The sequence below is a fragment of the Paenibacillus sp. HGF5 genome (genome assembly GCF_000204455.1).
Classification (GTDB): Bacteria; Bacillota; Bacilli; order Paenibacillales; family Paenibacillaceae; genus Paenibacillus_AQ; species Paenibacillus_AQ lautus_A.
Window position 1 is genome coordinate 85,147 of record NZ_AEXS01000096.1, and the last position, 22,830, is coordinate 107,976.

Sequence of the window (22,830 nt, forward strand, 5' to 3'; positions counted from 1 at the left end):
CGCCTCACCCCTTGATTCCGCTGATTGCCATCGATTCGATAAAGTACCTTTGGCAGAAAAAGAACACGATAATCACCGGCACCATGGCAATGATGGCTGCGGCCATGATCATCGGATAATCCGACTGGCCGATGTACATCGCCTGCATGGAAGCAATCAGTACTTGAATCGTTTGCTTCTCGGGCGTATGCAGGTAAATCAGCGGGCCGAGAAAATCGTTCCAGATGCCCATAAAGCCAAGGGCGGCTTGGGCGGCGAGCGCCGGCTTCATGATCGGCAGCGCGATTTTGAAGAAGATGCCCGGAAAGCTGCAGCCGTCGATCTTCGCCGCTTCGATCAATTCCGTCGGCATCGCGCTTTGCAGATATTGCCGTATGAAAAAAATGACGACGATGTTGCCGAACAGACCCGGGACGATGAGCGGCAGCAGGGTGTCCACCCAATCGAGCCTGGAAAAACCAACATACTGCGGAATCATCACGACCGAATATGGAATCATCATCGTTCCGAGCAATCCCATGAACAGGACGCCCTTGTATGGAAACTGGAATTTACCGAATGCATAAGCCGACATCGCGGATACCAGCATGCCGATGGTCAGAACAATCACCACGATGATCAAGCTGTTCATGAATCCGTGAAGTAAGGGCGATTCCTGCCACACCTTTGTATAGTTGCTGAACGAAATCGGATCCGGAATCCACACAGGAGGAATTTCGAATACGTTTCGCTTATCCTTTAACGAAGTCGAGATCGTCCATATGAACGGTGCGATCATAAAGATCGAACCGCAAAGCAGCAACAGCAATGACCAGAGGTCCGTCATTTTTTTTCGATTCACAGATTTCCCCCCTAGTCTTGGTAAACCCATCGATTGGATAGCTTGAATTGAACCAGCGTGACGATAAAGATAATAATGCCCAGAACCCAGGCAACCGCGCTGGCATAACCCATGTTAAAGTACTGGAACGCATGCTGGAAAATATAATAGACCACCGTGGCGCCACTGTATTCCGGTCCGCCGTCTACCGCCAGCACGTAAATTTGGCTAAACGACTGGAATGCGCCTATGAGGCCCATAACGATGACGAAAAAATGGATCGGCGTGAGCAGTGGAATCGTAATTCGCGTCAGCTTGTGCCATGCCCCGGCGCCATCGATTTCGGCAGCCTCATAATACGATGAGGAGATTGATTGCAGTCCCGCGAGATACAGCACCATATTTCCGCCGATGCCGCCCCACAGCCCGATCAGGATGAGGGAAGGCTTCACCCACTCCGGCTTGCCCAGCCAGTTAGGTCCGGTTATCCCAAACACCTCCCATAGGAAGTTGTTCAGCAGCCCGTAATCCTGATTCAATATCCACTGCCACAACAGTGATACCGCGATAATCGGCGAGATGACCGGAAGGTAATAGATCGTCCGCATGAACGAGATGCCCGCGAATTTGCGGTTCATCAAAATCGCCAGCAAGAGCGACAGCACCATGCCGATCGGAATGCCGATCATTAGAAACACTGTGTTGTAAATCGATTTGAACACTTTTTCATCGCTAAGGAGCTCTTTATAATTAGAGAGTCCCATCCACTGCGGGTCGGACAACATATCCCATTTGTGAAAGCTGATATATATCGAGAACAAGATCGGCACAAGGCCGAACAAAAGAAACCCGAGAACCGGCGGAGCGACGAACAAATACAACCATGCCAGTTCTCTTCTGCGATACCCGCCAAGCTTGGTACCCATATTCCATTCCACCTTCGCCAGTATTCGATTGACAGGACGTTTCGGTATGGCCGGAGGCGCCAATATTTATGGCTGGCGCCCCGCCTGCTTCATTATTTATTGCCTTTGTCGTACAGTTCCTGCATCTTCGGCTGGATCTGCGCCGTAAAGTCTTTCGCTGACATCTCACCGTTCCAAACTTTGTATGCGTTCTGATTAAACGTATCGTACCATTGCGTGTCCTTTGAGAAGGCTATGACGTTAGGACGACCGTAATCTTGGATAATGTCCAGAAAGACTTGGCGCGTCTGCGGTCCTTTGTCCATTTCCTTAAATTCGCCTTCTGCCATGTTGATCAAGTTGGGAACCGCTTGGCCAAGCTGGTAGTTTTCTCGCTGCCCTTGCTCATCCAAAGACAGGAATGCCGCCAAGTCGAAGGCTTCCTGCGGGTGCTTGGATTTCGCGGATACGGCAAATCCCATCGAGCCAAGCCAGGTTGCCGTCTGTCCCGTGTTCGGGCTTGCCGGCCACGCCGCAATATCCCAGCCAAAAGGAAGCTCCCAGAATGCAGGTTGATCCCATGGGCCCATCGCGAACATGCCAAGCTGACCGTTAATAAAGCGGGTATATGCATTCATCGCTTGCTCGGCTTCCTGATTCGGGCTGACCTTATGCTTCTGGTTCAGGTCGGCTACAAATTGCATCGCCTCGTAAAATGCAGGCTCGTTCACTTTTACCGTTCCGGTTTCGTAGTCGATAAATTCTCCACCGTTCGCCCATACCGCAGACTCCAGGCTGTATGCGCCTACTCCGTACTGATCTGGCTTTCCGTCGCCGTTACTGTCGACCGTCAGCTTTTTGGCTGCTTCCAGCATATCATTCCATGTCCATTCCCCGGCTTTGGCCGAAGGATACGGCACATTCGCTTTGTCAAACAAATCTTTATTGTAGACAAAAGCCCACGGACCTACATCCTTTGGCAACCCATACAAGTCACCAGCTCCTACCTTGCTTCCATCGTAGCGATAGCGATCCATTGCCTGCTTCCATACGTTATCGGAATTAAAGAGCGACGTTTGATCCAGGTAAGACTGGATGTTGAGAAGGGTGCCGGCTTCGGCGAAACGGTAAAATTCCGGACCGCCGACATAGAATACGTCCGGCACTTTGCCTGAACTGATCAGCGTCGTCATCTTTTGCGAGTATTCACCCGGCGGCACCGAAGTGTATTTAACGGTAACGTGCGGATATTTCTCCTCGAAGGAAGCGATCAGCTTTTCGAAAATCTTTTTTTCGTTCGGATTGCCGTGTCCCATAAACTCAATCGTGACGGGTTCCTTCTGGTCCGTACCAGTGGAGGCTTCCTGACTTGGCTTTGTCGCGTCCGGGTTGCTTGAAGAAGCCCCTCCGTTTGTTCCATTGCTGCCCCCGCTGCAAGCGGATAACGCGAACACCAGCAGCAGCATCACCATACCTGCAAATTTGCTCTTCGTTTTCATGCGATCCCCCTCTTCTTTAAAAAAGAATTTGTTGTAAGCGCTTTACGGAATCATAATAACTTATATTATTATAATTTTATATACTATATTTGTTATAAAATTAGTGGTTTTTCATCGGCTTTGCGGATGAACTTTTCATTCTTTTACCAGCATGACCGGCACCATAACCCTTCTCGCCTCAAAGGCGCCTTCAATTTGCTCGATCAGCAGTTCCACGGTCAGGCGGCACATTTCCTCCTCGTTTTGGCGGATAAACGGCACGTGCGGCAAATCAGGCGGATCGAACGTAATCAGCTCGAGATCCTCCGGTACGCGCTTTCGGGATGCAACCGCCGCTTTATAAACACTTCGGCAAAGCTCCGTATTGGCCGTAACGATGCCGGTAATTTCGGGATTGCCGTCTAAAAACTCCCTGATTTTATCGACGGAGTTGCCCGAGGCGATCTCCTCTAACGGGATTAGGCACCATAAGCTTTTGTCGATCGACATCCCGCGTTCCAGAAAAGCCTGTTCGAACCCATGGGCTCTCTCGTCCGTCACGGTATTCGTAATCTCCGGTGAGATGAACGCGATGGACGAATGGCCATTGTTAATTAAATACTCTACGGCTTCCTTGGTACCGTTTACGTTGTCCGAGCTTACGCTGTACGTCTTGATTTCCTTCAAAAACCGGTCGATCAGGACAAAAGGGAAACGGTCCAGCGACAGTCTTAAAATCGAATCATTGTATGTCTCGTTTTCAACCGGAAAAATGATGATGCCGTCCACTCCCTGGTTCAGGAAGGACGAGATGACCTTGGACTCCTCGAGCTGGGATTCTCGCGTAATTCTCAGCATCAGTTCAAAACCGGCGGCGGTCGCATATTTCTCGATGTTGTCCAAGAATCGCTGGTCCACTTTCGTTTTCATCGTGGGCAGTACGAGGCCGATCCGCCCGCTTCTGCCCGGACCTGCCGTCCATTCGCCCAACTGATCGAGTGCCGAAGCGTTCTCCGGCCTGCTCATCACGAAGGTACCCTTGCCCTGGATCCGGACGAGCAAGCCTTCCTCCATGAGTCCGACCAGCGCGTTCTTGCTTGTAATTTGACTGACGCGATAACGTTCGGACAATTCCTTCTCGGAAGGGACCCGGTCTCCTTCCCGCAGCTTGCCGATGGCGATCAGCCGCTTGATGTCTTCCTGGATTTTTTTGTATAGCGGCAACGATTTCAACGCGCATCACAACCTTTATATTGTAAATAGTATATTTAGTATATTATTATAATACAACTTTCGAATTGTAAATAAAAAAACTGAACAGAGCAGCGCTTTGCCTTAAAAATATGGAAAAGAAAAAACGGCCTGAACGAAGTTCAGACCGTTTTCATGAGAATATTTCGCTTATAGTTCTAGCAAGGATTCTTGATGAACAGATCATTCCGGCCAAACCCATTGGACCGGGACGACCTCCCTTCGTGGCTCGTGCTTGCCGGCCAGCTGTTCCGACAGCAGATCGACGGCACGCCGGGATACTTCGTCCGGTTGCTGCCGGATATAAGGAATGTCTTCAATATCCGGATCGTCAAAGGCGGCGAGCTGCGGTTTTCTCTCCGTCGCCGGCCAAATTTCCCGCATGGCGTAATGGGCATAGCGGGCCAGCTCCGCATTCACGCAAAAGACCGCGGTTACATCACTGCAGCCCTGCAGAAAACGAAGGACCTCCTGCGGTCCGTGTCCCTCCTGAATCGTAACCAAATCCAGCAAGCACCATAACCTTTTGTCTATCGGCAAGCCCTGCTCCAGAAATGCGGCTTCGAAGCCTTTGGCTCTTTCGTCCGTAACCGAATTCGTAATCTCCGGCGACAGGAAGGCAATGCGCCTGTGCCCCTCCGCAAGCAAACCGGATATAGCTTCGCGTACGCCCTCGTAATTATCAGAGCTGACGCTGTAGGTCCGGATTTCCTTCAAAAAACGGTCGACCAGCACCAGGGGTACCCGGTCCAGCGACAAGCGTAAAATTGCGTTATTGTAGCTCTCCTGCTCGACCGGAAATATCAAAAAGCCGTCGACTCCCCGTTCCCGGAACTGCTCGATCGCCCGGGATTCTACCTCCTGCGATTCGCGTGAGATACGGATCAACAGATCATATTCTCTTTCCGCGCAGTAGCGCTCCAGGCCGTCCAGCAGCTGTTGGTCGATCTTGGTTTTCATCGTTGGCAATATGATCGCGATCGTCTTTTTCATGTCCTTCCCGGGCTGCTGCACTTCCGAAGAACCCTGCTCCCGGACAAAGGTTCCTTTTCCCCGGTAACGAACCAGTAAACCTTCCTCCACCAAACCGTTGAGCGCGTTTTTGGATGTGATCTGGCTTACGCCGTACCGCTGCGCCAGCTCCTTCTCCGACGGTACCAAGGCACCTGCCGGAAGCTCGCCGCTCTGAATACTGCGCCGTATATCGTTCTGTATTTGTTTATATAATGGATGCTCCATGTCATACCTCGCTTTTTACGACTGTCCAAACTGAAAAATAATATATATTTAGTATATCTTAATTTATACTAACTGCGATACAATCCATTTTAGAAAGCGCTTTCTAATCTGGATTGGAAGGATTGTTGCTTATGGAACGGAACAAACGCTTTTGGAAGAAACCGCTTGCCTTTATCGTGATGCTTGCGCTTGCTTTAACGTCGTTTCCGTTGTCGCCGGCTCATGCGGCCTCATCCGGTATGGCATGGGCTTCGCAGAAGATTACTGTCTATACGCCGCCTTCAGGAGGCGTATGGTATCCTCGGCTGCTCAAACTAACGCCGAGCGAATGGCTCGTATCGTTTGACACCAACGCCGGCGGAGGGAACACCCGTATCGTGGTTTCCCGTACGCAGGACGGCGGCTACACTTGGAGCAATCCGGTTACGGCCGTTTCAAGCAGCGCCGGCAATGTGGGTAACGGACAAATGTTGAGGCTGCCGAGCGGTGAAATTTGGTTAGCCTACCGTCATGTCGTGCAGAGCGGCTCGACCTATGATATCCAGCTAAACGTCCGGCGGAGCGTCGACGGCGGGTATACTTGGAGCGATTTGCCGGGAGGCTTGATCGGAAGTTCAACCGCCTCCAGTTTTAAAGGTCTATGGGAGCCGCATTTGGAAATGATTAACGGCACGATCGCCGTTCTTTATGCAGATGACAGTCCGGCGACGGTAGGTACGACCGGGCGGCAAAATTTGTACATGAAAACGTGGAACGGAAGCGGCTGGGGCAGCCGGATTACGGTCAGCGACGGCGTTGCCGCCGGTTCTCGCGATGGCATGCCGGTCATCACGCGGATGCAAGACGGCCGCTATATGACCGTATTCGAAGCGTCGGACGTTGCAGGTCACCCTTTTGTCATTAAATATAAAATATCCCCGGACGGCTTGAACTGGTCGGTTCCACGCCAAACGCTGTACGTGCCGGTCGGCAACGGCAAAAAAGCCGGCGCTCCCTTTGTCGTAACACTTCCCGACGGCCGTCTGATGACCGCATTCCAAACCGATGAGAGCAGCGCCAATACAGGGGATCCCTACACTTCGATGTTTACCATGATCAGTTCCGACAACGGCGCGACATGGCAGTACAAAACCAACGTTTTTCCGGTATCCGATACGAAGTCTTCCAATTGGAATTCCCTGATGACCGTCGATTCGACCCGCGTCGCAGCCGTGACGAGCGCGACTGATCCGGTTAGCGGAATCTATCTGCGCTTTGGCTATACCGTTACTCCTTCGCAGACAAATCTCGTTAACAACCCCGGCTTTGAAACGGCGAACGTAGCTGGCTGGACCACGTACGGCGACGATTACCCGAACCGCATTCTGATTCACGGAGCCAATGACGGCGTCGGGCTTCCCGCCGCGGAAGGCTCATACTTTGTTGGACTTGCGGGCATCAGCGGGCCTGCAACCGCGTATGTCGGCCAGACCATTACCGGTCTCGATAACGGTACGTATACGATGCGGGCCCGCATGCGAAGCAGCGGAGGCCAGAACAGCTGCGTCATGGAAGTGAAGGACTATGGCGGCGGGATGCGCCAAACGGGCTGCCCGGTAACGACGGCGTGGACGCCTGTCACGATCTCGAATATTCAAGTGACGGCGGGCAAGGCAACGATCGGGTTTTACGTGTCGAACTCCTCCTCTTCCCAGTGGGCAGATATCGATCAGGTTGAATTTTTTCGGAACTGAATGAGTTAGCCTTTTGCCGAATCCCATCCGGGTCAAACAAACATTGGCAGACTGTCGTAAAGGGACACGCCAGCTAATAAAACCTTGAACCCGAATAATGAAAACTAAAAAAGCCGCTTAAAGCGGCTTTTTAGTTTCCTCTTTTCCCTGTCAGCCTGACAATCATGATGGTTCCCGCTTTTTGCGTCCTTCTTACATCTCCTTTAATGTTGCCTCCGCCACAAGAAAGGCGGTCCCGTCGTATTCGTAGCGCAGCCGGACCTCTGCCGGGAAGTTGCCCGGCGATACCTGGATCGGCACCGAAGCATAGAGGGTGTTTTCTTCCACGGAATACCTGACAATGCTGCCAAGTGCGGGCTGGTCCAGCCAGAAACCGGCGTCCTCCTCTTTGTATTCAAAGCTGCGGGTTACGCCGCTCAACGTAAGTTGAAATATCCTTTTCCCGTCTTCCGCCGTCATATGGTAGCTTAGTCTGGATTGTGCCGCAAGCACCGGGTCGGCTGCCTTCACTTCGATGAGATCGTCGGTAAGAAGTTTCAATGCGGATTCGCGCATCCCTGTTCCGTAACCGGTTGTCAAAACGATTGCCAATATATCCTTCTCCTTCCCGCTGCTGTTTGCGGACAGTATCGCGGTTTCCGGATAATAGGATTCGTTACTCACGCTGCTCCAATCTGCAAAGGTTCGTTCCGTGTCGCCATATTGAACATTGACCGAACGAATGGTTCCTGCCTCCTTGAACAGAGTACCCGTAATCTTCAGATCCAAGGCTGCATCTTCCTTTAAAGTAACGGTTGTTCCTTGTTCGTCTCCAGCCTCGAAATCGTCCCGTGGCGTTCCCGTTTCGTCAGTGCTTATTAGTTGGATTTGCGAGATTCGGTGAGTATCATTACGAATCGTGACATCTATCGTTTCCTCATACACCATCGGGATCGAATCCCGGAGCAGCAGACGGAGCTTGTATACCGTTTGTTCAGCATCTGTCGTAATCTCGTTTACGTATATTTCATATACCCAGGGACTGGACACATCATAGCGTTCGAGCGGCCATTTCACCTCGGGATGCTCCCAGATGTCCGGCGTCGGGCCGCCCCAGATGCCTATCTCCCGCTTTAAAAGCGCTGTTGCCAGCTTCAAGATCGTACGGTCGCTCTCCTGCGAGACTTCACGATCCGCAAGGTTCCACCAATCGAAATCGCCTCCTGACCCGGATACGAAGCTGGATTGGAACGTCCCGCCCTTTGGTACAACCGGACCTGGGCTTACCGTATTAGCGTTAGGTACAGCCTGGTAACCGAACCAGATTCCAACCCCGAACAAGAGCAGCAATACGGGAACTAAGGCACCGATAGCTCGGTTCCAATCCCTGCGGAATCGTTTCTTTTCAACAGCCTGAAGACGTTCCTCCACAGCCTCCATCATATCCGTCCGGAAACGCTGGTTCTTAAATGGCGGATCAGCCAGCCTTCGATTCCAATCCGGTCTCCAATCATTCATCCCCGATCGCTCCTTTCCATGCGGCGGCCACTTTCTGTTTGGCCCTGAAAATTCTGGACTTTACCGTGCCTGGCGAAAGGCCTGTAATGGCGGATATTTCATCTATGGATAGCTGATGATGCAGACTAAGCACAAGCGGATCTCGAAATTTAGCTGGCAGTTTCAGTACCTGCTTCCACAATTCATCGGCCTCTGCCCGTTCCAAATATTCCGCTTCGGCTGATGGCGAAATCGGGGTCCGCATCGTCCCCTTCTGCCCGGTGCCGGGAGATTGCTCGCCCATCAGCACCACTCTGCGCAGGAACGCTCGCTTCAGATAGGAAAGCGCGGTGTTGCGCGTGATTTTCAAAAGCCAGGTCTTGACGGAAGCCTCCCCCCGAAAGGAAGCAAAATGTTGATAGGCTTTAATAAACACATCCTGCGCGACATCATCCGCCGTGTGCGTGTTTCTAGTTATGGCGTAAGCATAGTTCCAGACGTCCTCCCCATAGGATTCCATAAGCATCCGAATGTCCGAAGTTTTCAGCTCCGCGGAATGCTGCATCTGCATTTCCTTCAAAGCAGTTCTCCCCCCTCACCAAAACAGACTCCGTACAGTCGATGAAAGTTCCCGAAATTATTTAAATTTGCATAGGTTCATACATATTGGTGCATTGTAGTAATGCAGCTTTTTACAATGGATATATCATCACATGGAGGGATCATTTTGGCAAAGAGCAAACAACAGCAGGAAGCACATGGGATCGGACAAGTCGAGCAGCAGCTCAATCATCAAATGGAGGCTGCCGAAGAAATTCAAGGAACGCCGAAATTGGACCGGGAAATTAAAAAAGCCGCTAACCGGCAGGCTGATCCATTAGATGACCTTTCGGAATAAGGAGAATTGTCATGAACAAACAAAGAGCGATTGAAATTTCGGAATCGGCCATTATGAAACATGTAACTTATCAGGATACTCCCATCTATATCCAGCACGTGAATGAGGATGAAACCGCCCGGGTCTATCCGATCGGCAACTCGGAGCAGGAAATGACCGTCCCTTTATCCAGTCTCACGGAGCATCCGTAAGGCAGAAGGCAAGGCATAACCCTCTATTGGTCCATTCAAACCTTCTATAATAAAATCCCATCCAGATTCAGACGATGGGATTTTTTTATTGCAATTACGAAACAAACCTCAAGTATTACAATTTCAGTTGTTTCAAATAATGCTTCTTTTACTAGAAACCCATTTTCTTTCAAATGGCGATTGACAGCTTCAACCAGACTCATTATGCTAGGGGCGTAATCGCTGTCATGGTTCATATGAAGATCCGGGCGGATGGTTGAATGAATAAGGGGTGTTGGCCGAAATGAGTAAGTCATTGCATTTTAAGTCGAATGGCACGTTTAAGATCGTACAGTTTACCGATACGGAGTTTTGTGAACCGGATGAGGAAGAACTACAGATGAAGGCCATGATGAAGAGAATACTGGAGAAGGAGCAGCCAGATTTGGTGATTTATACCGGGGATGTCATTGCAAGCAATAAAAGTCCGAATCCCGTTCAAGCTTTTAAAGATGCGGTATCGGTCCCCGAAGAAATGCAAATTCCATGGGCGGCCGTGTTCGGCAATCATGATTCCGAAGCTGCTGAAATGACACGTGAGCAGCTGCACTATCTCCAGCTATCACATCGGTACTGTTATGCACAGCCCGATCCGCCGAATGTCCATGGGGTAGGCAATTATGTGCTTGAAATTCTGGACGGGCTTCACCAGCCAGCTGCCGCCTTGTTTTTTCTGGATTCGGGGAGCTACTCACCGCTTGAGCATCTGCGGGTTGGATTCTATGACTGGATACGCCGAAGTCAGATCACATGGTATACGGAAGCGTCTCATCGTCTGACCGCTCGAAACGGAGGTGAGCCCCTCCCTTCACTCGGCTTCTTTCATATTCCTCTGCCGGAGTATAAGGACATCTGGGATTTCTCGGTCTGTTACGGACAGAAGTTAGACGCCTATTGCTGCGCACCGCTCATCAACACCGGATTTTTTGCGGCCATGCTGGAAATGGGCGATATCATGGGAACTTTTGTTGGCCATGACCATGGGAACGATTTCTGGGGGACGCTGCATGGAATACGTCTTTGTTATGGTCGTACGTCCCGCAATGCTTATCTGGATCGACCATTTCAACCCGGAGCAAGGGTGATCCAATTAACGGAAGGCCAGCGGAGCTTTGAAACATGGCTTCATCTAGAAGATGGAACCATCGTTCATGATCAGCCCGCGCATATACCCGAAGGGCGAGCTCTTAAGATCGAATCGACTATAGACTGAATGTTTGTATCTATTCAAAACGCACAAAAAGGCGGTTGAAGTTTGGATGTAAAAAAAAGGGGGACCCAAAAGGACCATTGACCTGGGGCGCCCCCTCCTGACGTATGATACTACGTATATGAATAAGAAGTTACGTGTCCTTCATCGGTACAATGTTTCCCTCAATCATCGTCCACTGCACTTGATACCGTTCATCCATCAGAACGAGATCCGCATCGTATCCGACCTCGATTTTTCCTTTGTAAGATAAACCTAGAATATGGGCCGGCGTTGTTGAAGCCATGCGCACGGCATTCTCCATCGAAATGCCGTTGGCTTCGGTCAGACGCAACGCTTCATTCATAGTCACGGTACTCGATGCTAAAGTGCCATCCGCGAGCCTGGCGATCCCCTCGGAAACGGTGACCTGATGACCACCAAACATATAATTCCCATCACCTAATCCCATCGCCTGAAGCGCATCCGTAATAAGCACCATGCCTTCCGGCCCTTTGAGACGATGCATTAATCTGACAATGGCCGGATGAAGATGGACTTGATCGACAATCGCTTGCAGGCTTACATGCGGTTCTTCGAACGCGGCTACAATCAGTCCGGGATCTCGATGGTGAATCGGTCTCATGCCGTTAAAGCAATGGGTTACATGACTCGCTCCGGCTGTAAAAGCCAGCTTTGCTTCCTCGTAAGTGGCATCGGAATGAGCTACGGCGATCACGACGCCGTGCTCTTTCAGGAAGGATATAAGCTCCAAGCCTCCAGGCAATTCCGGGGCGATCGTTACCATTTTAATGAGCGAACCCGCTTCCTGAAAAATCAACTTCATTTCTTCCAGATTCGGGTGACGAAGATATTTCTCGTTTTGCATCCCTTTACGCTTGGGATTCAAATAAGGGCCTTCCAGATGAATGCCGGCAATCTTAGCCCCTTGTTCTCGCCCGATGACACCTTTTACGCTGCGAATCATGTTCAACAGATCCTCTATCGTTGAACTCACGGAAGTTGCCAGAAACGAGGTGCAGCCGGTTGCCGCACAAGCGCGTGACACTTCTTGTATGCTGTCCTCGGTTCCATCCATCATGTCATACCCATTGGCCCCATGGATATGAACATCAATCATCCCCGGTATAAGCCACATTCCGTTTCCATCAATCCGTTCATCATCGCCTTCGATAGTTTCAATTTCTTGCGTTGGTTCTATTCTCTTCAACTTTCCGTTCGATATCCAAACCGTTGCAGAAGGAAGTATTTGATGAGGCAGGTGGACTTTGACATGCTGAATGATTTTGTTGTTCATTATTGCTCAACTCCGTCCTGTGGGTTATGAGACTCGCATTCTATGAGCGTAATATTTTTCTGGTCTAATATTTCTTGTATGTCAACGGGAATCGATTGATCGGTTACAATAATATCCACATGATCAAAGTCCAGCTTGAACCTTGATTTCACCGTGAATTTGGTATGATCCGCAACAAGTATGACTTGATCCGAGCGCCGGGCCATTTCCCTCTTCACCCGGACATCTTCTTCATATGGATAATAGAGTCCGTCTGACCGGATTGCCGTCGCACCAATGAATGCTTTGTCGGCACGGATTTCACTGATTTTATCGATGACGGAAGGACCGTATAATAATCGATTTTGGGTATGCAGATAACCGCCGAGCACGTAGATGCTCAGATCTTCTCGTTTGGAAAGTATCCCTACATTATCTATGGAGTGCGTAACCGCTGTTATCTGTTTGGCTTGAATATGCTCCGCAACAAATTGTACGGTCGTAGATACGTCCAAAAACACCGTTTCGTGGTCCCGAATCAGTTTAGCGGCATGCTCGCCAATCACGTTCTTGCCCGCGGGCTCATCAATAAGTCGTTCCTGATAAGAAGTCAGTTCCTTTTGCAGATCAGGCAAGGCTACTCCTCCATGTGTTCGAACAACCACTCCTTCTTGAACTAATCTGACAATATCCCTGCGTGCGGTATCCCGCGACACTTGAAAAAACGAGCATATCTCGCCAACACTCATCGTTTTATGTTGTTTTAAATAATCCAGGATTTTTACGAGTCGTTCCTCTTGGAACACATCTCATCCCTCCTCTGTTTAAGCATTCACATCATATTTATAAGTATATATAAGCAATTCAGAACAAACAATAAGTATTTATAAGTTTATTCATGTTATTATAAAAACTAAAAAAACCACGATCATCATGGTTTTTTTAGTAGACATATGTTAGCTCTTCGACATTTCCCGTTCCGGTAATCGTGATGTAAGTCACTACTCATAGCTTGGATGAAGATAGACTCCTTCTTGCTTGAAGCAGCCCCCTTACCGTCGATGCATAGAACCCGTTAATAAGTAAATGACTGCTGGATTGTACCAATCCGTGCACTTAAATATTGATTTTCTTGATATCTCATATTTTCGAACGCCTGCACAGCGGCATTGGCTACATCGATGTCTTGTGCGCTAGTTCCTCCGCTTACACCAATGCCGCCGACAACCCTGCCTTCGTGAACGAGCGGAATCCCCCCGCCAAGGATGACGACTCTACCCTGATTCGTTGTATTAATGCCAAATGTTGCTCCGCCCGGAAGCGCAGATTGCGCTAAATTCGCCGTCGGCATTTGCATCGCTACGCTGGTCCATGCTTTGCCAATGGCAATATCGATGCCTGCTATTCTCGCGTTATCCATCCGATGAAAAGCAATGAGGTTCCCCCCTTCATCGACGATCGCTACATCAGAATTAAGACCCATTTGTCGTGCTTGGTGTTCAGCAGTTTCCAACAACTTCTTAGCCGTTGTTAAAGTGAGTTTGTACATGGTAGCTCTCCTTTGCTTAAAAGAAATACTACATTATATTGCCATTGCCTATATAGGTGAATTGCCCAATACCAGCACTTTCGGAATGCATATTAAAGAAATGTCTCGGATACCCATTCAAAAAACTTTTCCTTCTCTTCAAATTGCGGATAATGGGCAGATTGATCAAACGCGATAAACTCCTTCTGATCGGCCTCAAGCTTATCGAAAAATTCTTTTGCTGCATGGGAGGACGTCATATAGTCATATTCGCCCATGATAAAGTAGCACGGTATTTCAAGTTTCGTTACAAGTGTTGGCAGCGGATGTTCTATAACTTCCTGCAACAAAACCCTTTGAGAAAAAGATATCCCGACGTTATATCGAATGACGTCCATTAAGTTATACTCGCTGCTTAACAGCATCCCAAGGCTATCGCCGTCGGGACTGTCAATAAGTCTTGAAGCTCCTCCGTATTGAATGACATAATTTCGTGGAGTGAACATTTCGCCCTTTTTGATTTTATCGGTTAGTCCTTGCAGATATAAGACGTCTTCCGCGTTGCCGGCCTGTTGAGCTTGGCTGATTAAGTAGGTCAAGCTGTCCATCTCGCTTGTTACGGTATCCCCCATCTGACCAATCCCCACGTAAGCCTCGTATTTTTCGGGTGCCTTTTGGGCCGCCTGAGTAGCAATGTACGTGCCATAAGAATGTCCCATGAGAATTACCTTTTCTTTGCCAAGGCGTTCCGAAACATAATCCGTTATAGCCAATAAGTCATTTACCAACAGTTCCGATGAAAGATCAGCGTAATCCTCAAAAAAATGATAGGATTTTCCGCTTGCCCTTTGGTCGTAATGAACAACCGTGAATCGGGTTTCCAATAAGTCTTGATAAGTATCGGCATATGGGATTTCCGGGGCCCCAGGTCCACCGTGTACGAACAGAATCACAGGATTGTCCTTGTCATTACCGCGTATCATCATTTCTTGCTTGCTTCCATTGATCTCTACTTGTTCTAATATGCTAATACTATTTTCGCCTTTGATGGACGATGTCCATGTAGGAAAAATTAGGGCTGTTATGAGTAGTGCTATTAGTGTTACTCCGGTAATTTTTAATGTTTTTTTCAATTTTCTCATGTTCTTGGGACACCTTTCTGCTAAAAGCATGAAGTAAAATGCGGAAGATCCAATGTAGGATTTCATACATCTCATTGTACCTTAGGCTCGTTTACTCCAAATCCTTCCTGAGGCTGAATTCGACCTAGACCCTAGTCGAAGAAATCAGCGACATTAGAACAGCGCTTATAACAAAAAAAGCCGCGATTTCCGCGACTTATTTGGCACCATGTTGAGTTCCTCCCGTTTTGAAAGAAGGCTGTGTGCTCCTGGTGCAATGCTATTTGACTAGTGTGGCCATACTGAAGCCTGTGTTATGCATAGGCAAATTCCGGTCCCAACCGTTCGATAACTCGATCCAATTGTCCGGTTAAATAAGGCGAAACCTCACCCAGTCCGGCTAATGCTTCTAACAAGGGGAAGGTTTGCCCACCCCAAGGGCCATGTGGATCATGGACCTGTCTGCCGATCCGCAAGCCATCCGGTTCGATGTAAATCTTCAATCGCTCCACACCCTCCACAAGCAGGTCGACCGGCAGCGCTTTGTTTCTGCGCCGGGACCATTCTGCCAAGAAGGACATCCCGCGTAGGATATCATATTCAAAAAAACGCGGAAAGCAAGGCTTCAGCCAATCCATGTCCAGAACGCCGCCATGCTGTTTCGAACACACTAGACGATGCTCGATCAAATACCGGGCGCCTTCATCCAAGAAAGCGGATTCCTGTTCGGTGAATTCACGGTCTGTATGACATAAGATCGCTTCCAGCGGGGGAAGCGTTGAAATGATAGAGCTTTTTCTTGAATCAATGTAAGCTTCCGGCTCGCAGTTCAATCCGCCGTCGGGCAGCTGATGCTTTAAGAGCCATTCGCGAATCCAGGGCAGCTCCGTGTCCACATCACAGCCGTACGCTTTCATAATCATATAGAATACGGCAAGTTCACAATGACAGCAATCCATCTTCAACCGGTCACTATCTTTGGTTGGCTGGTCATCGGCTGTAATGACGAAGGTCCGCCAAACCTTGGTTTCGAGTAGATGTTTAGCCTTGGCGATAACCGATTCCGGGATCAGCTTCACCTCTCCCATTTCGTATAAAGCGGCCATATGCCACCAAGCTCCATCCCATTTATGGCGGCTGTTCTCGCCGTGAGCCGTCTCCCATTGCGAAGTAGATTCAAGGAATTGGATCGATTCTTCAATTGCCAAACGGATTCTCTGATTAGATTCCATTCTACATCCCCTTCTTGGACATATCCGGTTCACGCTTCCGTCATTCGGATTTCGATTTCCTTAATCACCATGGCTGGATTGCCCCCGACGACCACGTTATCCGGTATGTCCTTGGTAACCACCGCCCCCGAAGCAATCACGACATTGTTGCCTACCGTGACGCCTGGATTGATGGTTGAACGTCCTCCGACCCATACGTTGTTTCCGATAGTTACCGGCTTTCCATATTCCGGCCCTTTAATTCTCTCGAACGGGTCCACCGGATGCGTTGCCGTATACACATGAACGCCTGGGCCGAACATGCAGTTATCGCCGATTCGCACTTCACACACATCCAGGATGGTACAATCAAAATTCGCGAAGAAGTTCTCGCCTACGTGTATGTTGTAGCCATAATCAAAACGAATGTTGGGCTCCATTCCTATGTTATCGCCTGTTGACCCCAGCAAGGCTTTCAATATTTGAATTCGCTGTTGATCTTCCATCTCCGTAGTCTGGTTAAACTGCCGTGTCATTCGCCTTGCATATGCCCGGTCTCGCATTAGTTCAGGGTCGGAAGCGATATATAGTTCTCCATCCAGCATCTTTTGTTTTTCTGTTTTCATCCTGATAATCCAATCCTCTCTCATCTTGAAGTCAAGACTCTGTCCGACAAACTAGTTCTGTAATCCGTCCGTCCTGTCTAAAGCGGCTTAGCTCTCTCTGCCAATAAAAAGCACCCCCAGAAGGAAGTAGTTTTTAGATATATATCACTTCCCCTTCTCCACAAGCTCAAGCGAATAAGCAAGGCTTTCCAAGGTCCTGGCAATTAACCCGTACATATAGTCCTGATCCGGATGTTCTAGCAATATCATTTGAGGCATGTGCATGTCCGGAATATACTTCAGACACTCCTGCCGGATGATATTCACATCAGCAGGCTGCACCAGGCTCCCAGTCAAAGCAATCGTTTCTGGATTTAATATGGCGATCAGGCTTGCCACTGAACGCGCAGCCAGTACATGAAAAGTTTTCCGATCGTGCAGCTGTTGGAATTGAGCCTCTTGGGATATGCCTAATGGCAAAAAAGCAATTTCGCCCGCAAATCGTGTAAAACCTCGATGAATACGCCCATCCACCATCATGCCCGCACCGGGTAAGCTGCCATCGATGAAAGTTACGACGGCAACCGTCTGTTTCTCATCATATCCTTGTTTATGGTAGAAGCCATATACGGTCAAGTTCATGTCGTTTTCAAGAATGACCTCAACCTTATGCTTCTCGCGAATGAACGCTTCCAAAGGAACGTTAGTCAGTTCCGGTATATCACTGACATTGATAACCCCCTGGTCGACTGCACCGGGGACGCCGATCCCAACCGCCCGGATTTGCGGATATTGCAAGATAAGCCTCTCGATTACCCGATCGATGAAGGCGGGATCTATTCGATTGTGTTCTTCATACCCTTGGTCTACAATCTCCCCGGCCAAATTGGCGATTGCATATGTAAGAGAGCGGGATCCCGCTTCGGTTTTGATAACGGCAGCAATAATATATGAATGATGCATGTTATACTGGTACATTTTGGCTGGACGCCCGCCCTTCGAGTCATCCATAGCCACTTCCAACACTTCGCCAGCATCCAGCAACTCGTTAAGAATATGATTACAAGTGGCGATGCTTAAGGTGGTAGCCTGCGCAACCATGGCCTTCGTAGCCGTTCTCATCGCTATGAGCGCCTGGCGAACTTTCTCCTGATTCATTTGTTTAACCAACATGGTGTTGTTTGTAATGGAGTTCATAACCAAAACCTCAAATAGTTTTTATAACTCTTATAATAAGTACTATATTATACCGTTATTAGTTTGTCTACCAGTAATCATCCATTCCTCTATCCATAAATTCAGGTGTAACAACGACGGCAATTGACAACGCTTCGTGATCCTCTATCCAATCCTTCGTTCAAATAAGAAAAGGCTGGTAACCGACTCTGCAACATGATTGCCAAAGTTATACCCAGCCTCTTACTCGGGGCATCAACTTCCTATTTCAAGTGTCTGCTAGCCCTTCTAATATACATTGCATTTTCATTATTAGGATCATGTTGGAAAATTCCGAAGACATTTTCAAAAAAGCTGCCTGCGCTGATCATCGAAAGCATCTCGGCCGCTGTCATCAAGAATCCTCTCCTCCTTCTATGCTATGTGCCGATATACAGCTTCTCGCCTGAGAAAACAGCCGAATACCCTAACCTGTGCAGCTCGAAATACGGCGCGAACGGGTCGCCTTTTAGCCCGTAACGGTGCCATTGCAAATAGTAGGAGATCCAGTAATCGCAGGCAATCGAATAATAAGCCTCATCCAGAATCTCTATAGGCTCCTCATCATTTTTGTGCTCTATAATCACTTCGGACAGCGCCTCATAGACATCGGGATCATAGGATTCGCGAACGGTGTCGATTTTCCCTGGAGGAAGAAGCTCGATTTTTTCGATTCCATCCAGGTAGGCGACCGCTTCCGCTGCACGTTCCCATTTCGCAAAAGTATCCAGCAGCTGCTTTAACTCCCGAATAAACTGCTCGCCATACCCTCTCAATGCATCCTCGGATGCCTCCTCCCCTTTGCCGTTAAAATAGGCAGGCACCGTTCCTCTGGTAAAATCCGCCGGGTCCAGCATCTCGTAAATCCGGGAAATCCGCCGCAAGTAAGCATGTCCATCCTCAAGCGGCTCAAAGGTGGCCTCCACCCCATTTCCGCTAGGCATATACATTTGAAAATATCCATATAACGCTGCTTCTTCAATCACGGCCTCATCGGAATCTGCTTCTTCATCCATCAGGTTGAGCAGATACCGTGCATACGTCTGCTTATCCATATGTACCCTTCTCCTTCTCGCCGTTAAGCTGGTTATTAAGGTTCTGGTATCGAACGTTCACCGACCGAATGCTCCTCAGCTAAACACGTTATTATATTAACACACAAATCTCCTTTCATTGGCTTCGGTTAACAATAAGCCATCACCTTGGACGGCTGTGTTGATAGGTTCTCTCTTCTTTTCGCCCAGAGGAAAGCACTTGCATCGCAGGAACAAAAAAGTCGCCAGATTGGCGACTTTTTGTTATGAATAATCCCTTATGGTTAGGGGAGGTACAACCTACCACCATATCCTTGATTCAATCAGGACCATCCATCAATGAACGCTTGAATGCGCTGCTCCACTTCCGAATGCTTCTCTTCGGTAATCCCGCCGATTTTAGATTTATTCAGGTGCTTGAGCGCATCATTCAGGTGTTTCACCGCCTGTTCCTGCTTCCCTTGCTTCTGCTTCAGCTCCGCCTGTTTGAGCGCATTGCCGATCTGTTGGCTCAGCGGATGGCTGATATCGCCTTGTTGCTTCCAGGACTGAATATCGTCCATCAGAGACCCAATCGTATCCGATGCTGCAGCATCCGACACTTCAATCTTCATCAATCGCGTATCGTTCGTGTAATAAATATCCCCGTCGTGTCCAAGATTCACATGCTGGGATTCCGCCAGCGTCTGATGCTCCATCGTTTCCGGGTCAACCACGGTGACGTGACCGGCAAGCGTCAGATACATGAGGCCGTCCTCGCTCCAGCGAATATACACCGGACGCCAGTTGCCGTATTTCTCCACGCCTTCGTAAATCGTTTTGCTTTTTACGATTTCCTGGGTATCCGGATCTACGGCAAAGAGCGTTCCGTCGTAAGCCGCCCACAGCAGTCCGTCCGGACCGAAGCTGGTTCCGCTAATAATATGCGGCGTAGGAGAAGCACCTTCAATAGAAGGAACCCATTCCTTCTCCACCTTGCCCGTCGCGATATCCCAGACAAACATTTTGGCAGCCGGTTCGGAAGGAGTGATGCCCAGCCCGCCAGCAACGGTGGTTGAGCCATATACCTTGCCGTCTTTTACCGCAATGCCGACAATCGATTGATTGTTGATGACGTTCTTGTATTCGGTGTACTGGCTGCCGTTCGCCGGATCATAGATCGTCAGGGAGCCGCCCAGCTTGCCGTAGTCCGGAATGGTGCCGATGAACAGTTTACCTTCCGCTGCTCTCATGATGAACGGACGGTCCTGACCGGTAATTTTGAACAGGCTCTTGCGCTGGGTCGGATTCTCCGCATTGTATTCGAAAATATCCGCACCCGGATATACGCCCATATACATCTTGCCGTTCATGGCGACCATGCCCTCTGACTGACCCATCGGGAAGGTCTCGAAGGTTCCGGTGTGGATGGAATACGCGGACCCCGTGCCGCCAGGGTAACCGCTGATAAACAGCCGTCCATCCGGACCGTTCTCCATGGTTTGAACAGGAATCGGATTGCCTTTCACCGGATAAGGTACGGCTTTGACCTGCTTGGTCGTCAGATTCATGTAAGCGACGCTGCCTCCGAATTGAACGGTTGCAAGCGAAACACCCGGAAGATCCGGATCGTTCGGCACCTCCACCCAGGCCGTATTGCGCAGGAACGTTCCGTACACGACGCCGGTGTCAACAGCAGCAAGGGTATTCAAATCCACTTCCATCAGATGGTTATTCTGGACGAAATAGATTTTATTGCTGCCCTCCGGCCCGTAAGAGAGGCGGATGCCTTTATTGTTCAGATGGTAGGTATCGCTCCATTGCTGCAGCTCAAGGTCATAGAACAGAAGCCCGCTGTTGCCTTTGCCGATGCCGGCAACCAAATATTTGCCCGCAACGTCCAGCTGGTTCACCATGCCGATGTCTACCGCTCCGTTATAGGACGGAAGCTGGATGGTTTCCTTCTCCCCAGTCGCTACGTTCACTTTTACAATGCTGCCTTCAATCCCGATGCCGACGTACAGATATCCGCCATGATATGCCGTGGAACGGCTGTAGCTTTGGCCCGTGCCTACGATGCCGTAGTCCTTCATTTCCCCTGTAGCTGGATCGTAGCGGCCCGCTTTCGCATTCGGGTAAGAACCGAAGTAGACACGACCCTGTTCATCGTGGGACAGGCCGTACACAACCTGCTCACCGATGCCGCCCAGATTTTTCAGCTGTTTCGTGACCGGAGAGTAGGCGTACAGCGTGCCGTTGCCCCCGATATACACCGTGCCGTCCGGGGTCGTCAAATGCGTCCACGAGCTTTCGGAACCCGTTAGCGGATGCGTGCTTAGCACCTCTTTAGTTTTCAGATCAATGACATGAAAAATAGCCGGCTTGCCGGACACCGTCGTATAAATAACCTCCCGTCCGTCCTGTATGCCAAAGGCCCCGTCATATATGGCAACGCTCTGCATCGGGGAGCCCAAATCGATAGGGTCGCTGTAGGTTTTGCCGATTTGCGCCGAGGCGCTTGTCGTGAAGAAAACCGTAGTCAGCAATGTGACGCAAATGGCAAGACATAGATGACGGAGTCCCTTTTTCGCTAGAGGTTTGCTGTGGGTAACGTTCATTAATTCATCCTCATTTCTGGTATGGAATGTACTGCCGAAATCAATCAAATGGACCGATCTATAAGGGCAACTCGAGCGTTTACCTAGCAAGGATCGCGGCATCCCTCCTCCGTTATGAAGTGTTGTTCATGCTTCTCTGGTATTTATGTAGTTCATATGTTTGCAAAGAATTTAGCATACACCCCCATGTCTGTCAACTGGTTCTTATCTGGTTATTCATAGAGAAAACGATAACTCAAAAAAAAAGCGGCGACCTCATCGGTCGCCGCTTTCGTCCCCACTCTAGGTCCCTGCCGTTTTCCTGCTCAGCAGCACGGATATCAGTTCCCCTTCGTCTACAAGGTAGGAGAAATATTGCTTCAGCCGTTCCCGGAACAGCAGCATCTCGTCCAGGCTAAGTCCTACATCTCTGCAGGTCTTATACAGCGGGGCAATTTCTCGGTGCAGATTGAGGCGGGACGGCCGTCCCTCCATCTCCGGATCTACGTTCTCGGTGATGTAACGGTTCGCCGGAATGCTGTAAGTATGCCTGCGAATGTATTCCTGCACTTCGTCAGAGACTAGGAAATCGGCAAAGCTCTGAGCCAGCTCCCGCTCCTTGGAGCACGCGCTGACCCCGATTCCGGTGCCCAATAGAAGGGTTGTCCCATGATCAAAATGCGGCAGAGGCGCCACGTCATACTCAAAGGTGGCTTCCTTCAGCTGGTTGAGCAGATAATAGGTCGTCAGAATGACAGAGACCTTTTGCTCGCGGAACAGCTTCTCTGCTTCAAAAGCGCCTTGGGCCAAGGCCAGCGGGAACATGCCGTCCTCGTGAATCAGTCCGCGAAGCCAAGACAGCCCCTCGACCGCACGGCTCCACGAAGCATCGATCTCCGCATTGCCCCTTCGCTGCATGAGGAATATCGGCCAGCGGTTCAACGAGTACAATTGCAGGGCCAAGCTGTAGCGCCCGGGGCTTCTCAGCTCACGCAGCATTCGCTGGAGATCGTCCCAGCCCCAA

General features: G+C 49.6%; 21 protein-coding genes and 1 pseudogene. 4 read left to right on the top strand and 18 right to left on the bottom strand.

The window, feature by feature from the left end:
• Positions 1-4: 4 nt before the first annotated feature.
• The 5 genes from HMPREF9412_RS15315 to HMPREF9412_RS15335 all read right to left on the bottom strand — a co-directional run bounded on the left by HMPREF9412_RS15315 (position 5) and on the right by HMPREF9412_RS15335 (position 5,693).
• Positions 5-826, bottom strand: coding sequence for a carbohydrate ABC transporter permease (locus tag HMPREF9412_RS15315; protein WP_441295374.1), 822 nt, complete (start codon positions 824-826; stop codon positions 5-7).
• A gap of 26 nt (positions 827-852) precedes the next feature.
• On the bottom strand, positions 853-1,746 hold the full coding sequence (locus tag HMPREF9412_RS15320) for a carbohydrate ABC transporter permease (RefSeq protein WP_009592471.1): 894 nt from the start codon (positions 1,744-1,746) through the stop codon (positions 853-855).
• Positions 1,747-1,838: 92 nt separating this feature from the next.
• Positions 1,839-3,224 (bottom strand): ABC transporter substrate-binding protein, encoded by a 1,386-nt coding sequence (locus HMPREF9412_RS15325; protein WP_009592549.1) that lies wholly within the window; start codon positions 3,222-3,224, stop codon positions 1,839-1,841.
• 135 nt (positions 3,225-3,359) lie between these two features.
• Positions 3,360-4,436 (bottom strand): GntR family transcriptional regulator, encoded by a 1,077-nt coding sequence (locus HMPREF9412_RS15330; RefSeq protein ID WP_009592542.1) that lies wholly within the window; start codon positions 4,434-4,436, stop codon positions 3,360-3,362.
• A gap of 201 nt (positions 4,437-4,637) precedes the next feature.
• Positions 4,638-5,693, bottom strand: coding sequence for a GntR family transcriptional regulator (locus HMPREF9412_RS15335; RefSeq protein WP_009592548.1), 1,056 nt, complete (start codon positions 5,691-5,693; stop codon positions 4,638-4,640).
• 131 nt (positions 5,694-5,824) lie between these two features.
• Here HMPREF9412_RS15335 and HMPREF9412_RS15340 point away from each other — a divergent pair, with 131 nt between their 5' ends.
• The gene (locus HMPREF9412_RS15340) at positions 5,825-7,426 is read left to right on the top strand and encodes a sialidase family protein (protein WP_009592509.1); all 1,602 of its coding nucleotides are present in this window, start codon (positions 5,825-5,827) and stop codon (positions 7,424-7,426) included.
• Positions 7,427-7,618: 192 nt separating this feature from the next.
• On the opposite strand, the gene HMPREF9412_RS15345 is transcribed toward HMPREF9412_RS15340, so the two are convergent.
• Positions 7,619-8,923, bottom strand: a complete 1,305-nt coding sequence (locus HMPREF9412_RS15345; protein ID WP_009592510.1) for a hypothetical protein — start codon at positions 8,921-8,923, stop codon at positions 7,619-7,621.
• Positions 8,916-9,482 carry an RNA polymerase sigma factor gene (locus HMPREF9412_RS15350; RefSeq protein ID WP_009592504.1) on the bottom strand — a complete coding sequence of 189 codons (567 nt, stop codon included), beginning with the start codon at positions 9,480-9,482 and terminating at the stop codon, positions 8,916-8,918. The genes HMPREF9412_RS15345 and HMPREF9412_RS15350 overlap by 8 nt, the downstream gene beginning before the upstream one ends.
• 147 nt (positions 9,483-9,629) lie before the next feature.
• On the opposite strand from HMPREF9412_RS15350, the gene HMPREF9412_RS32935 reads away from it, so the two are divergent.
• The 3 genes from HMPREF9412_RS32935 (at position 9,630) to HMPREF9412_RS15360 (ending at position 11,243) form a co-directional block, all read left to right on the top strand.
• The gene (locus HMPREF9412_RS32935; RefSeq protein ID WP_162939122.1) at positions 9,630-9,800 is read left to right on the top strand and encodes a hypothetical protein; all 171 of its coding nucleotides are present in this window, start codon (positions 9,630-9,632) and stop codon (positions 9,798-9,800) included.
• 11 nt (positions 9,801-9,811) lie between these two features.
• Positions 9,812-9,991, top strand: a complete 180-nt coding sequence (locus tag HMPREF9412_RS15355; protein ID WP_009592545.1) for an H-type small acid-soluble spore protein — start codon at positions 9,812-9,814, stop codon at positions 9,989-9,991.
• 283 nt (positions 9,992-10,274) lie between these two features.
• Complete coding sequence (locus HMPREF9412_RS15360) at positions 10,275-11,243, top strand: metallophosphoesterase family protein (protein ID WP_009592443.1); 969 nt, start codon at positions 10,275-10,277, stop codon at positions 11,241-11,243.
• Between the two features lie 130 nt (positions 11,244-11,373).
• On the opposite strand, the gene nagA is transcribed toward HMPREF9412_RS15360, so the two are convergent.
• The 11 genes and pseudogenes from nagA to HMPREF9412_RS15410 form a co-directional block, all read right to left on the bottom strand.
• The gene (gene nagA, locus HMPREF9412_RS15365; protein ID WP_009592467.1) at positions 11,374-12,537 is read right to left on the bottom strand and encodes an N-acetylglucosamine-6-phosphate deacetylase; all 1,164 of its coding nucleotides are present in this window, start codon (positions 12,535-12,537) and stop codon (positions 11,374-11,376) included.
• Positions 12,537-13,151: a DeoR/GlpR family DNA-binding transcription regulator gene (locus tag HMPREF9412_RS15370; RefSeq protein ID WP_254664059.1), complete on the bottom strand. Its 615-nt coding sequence runs from the start codon at positions 13,149-13,151 to the stop codon at positions 12,537-12,539. Before HMPREF9412_RS15370 ends, nagA begins: the two co-directional genes overlap by 1 nt.
• A gap of 3 nt (positions 13,152-13,154) precedes the next feature.
• A pseudogene (locus HMPREF9412_RS33595) lies at positions 13,155-13,322 on the bottom strand (DeoR family transcriptional regulator); the annotation flags it as partial.
• 269 nt (positions 13,323-13,591) lie between these two features.
• Complete coding sequence (locus tag HMPREF9412_RS15375; RefSeq protein WP_009592506.1) at positions 13,592-14,065, bottom strand: GlcG/HbpS family heme-binding protein; 474 nt, start codon at positions 14,063-14,065, stop codon at positions 13,592-13,594.
• Between the two features lie 92 nt (positions 14,066-14,157).
• Positions 14,158-15,186 (bottom strand): alpha/beta fold hydrolase, encoded by a 1,029-nt coding sequence (locus HMPREF9412_RS15380; RefSeq protein WP_036672369.1) that lies wholly within the window; start codon positions 15,184-15,186, stop codon positions 14,158-14,160.
• 293 nt (positions 15,187-15,479) lie between these two features.
• Positions 15,480-16,397, bottom strand: a complete 918-nt coding sequence (locus HMPREF9412_RS15385; RefSeq protein ID WP_009592456.1) for a hypothetical protein — start codon at positions 16,395-16,397, stop codon at positions 15,480-15,482.
• Positions 16,398-16,426: 29 nt separating this feature from the next.
• Positions 16,427-17,002 (bottom strand): sugar O-acetyltransferase, encoded by a 576-nt coding sequence (locus tag HMPREF9412_RS15390; RefSeq protein WP_009592521.1) that lies wholly within the window; start codon positions 17,000-17,002, stop codon positions 16,427-16,429.
• Between the two features lie 144 nt (positions 17,003-17,146).
• On the bottom strand, positions 17,147-18,178 hold the full coding sequence (locus tag HMPREF9412_RS15395; protein ID WP_009592527.1) for an ROK family protein: 1,032 nt from the start codon (positions 18,176-18,178) through the stop codon (positions 17,147-17,149).
• A 398-nt stretch (positions 18,179-18,576) separates the two neighbouring features.
• A complete protein-coding gene (locus HMPREF9412_RS15400) occupies positions 18,577-19,251 on the bottom strand; it encodes a hypothetical protein (RefSeq protein WP_009592516.1) in 675 nt (224 codons plus the stop codon).
• A gap of 302 nt (positions 19,252-19,553) precedes the next feature.
• Positions 19,554-21,827 carry an FIMAH domain-containing protein gene (locus HMPREF9412_RS15405; RefSeq protein WP_009592469.1) on the bottom strand — a complete coding sequence of 758 codons (2,274 nt, stop codon included), beginning with the start codon at positions 21,825-21,827 and terminating at the stop codon, positions 19,554-19,556.
• A 282-nt stretch (positions 21,828-22,109) separates the two neighbouring features.
• On the bottom strand, positions 22,110-22,830 hold a 721-nt coding region (locus HMPREF9412_RS15410; protein WP_139083983.1), incomplete at its 5' end, for an ABC transporter substrate-binding protein.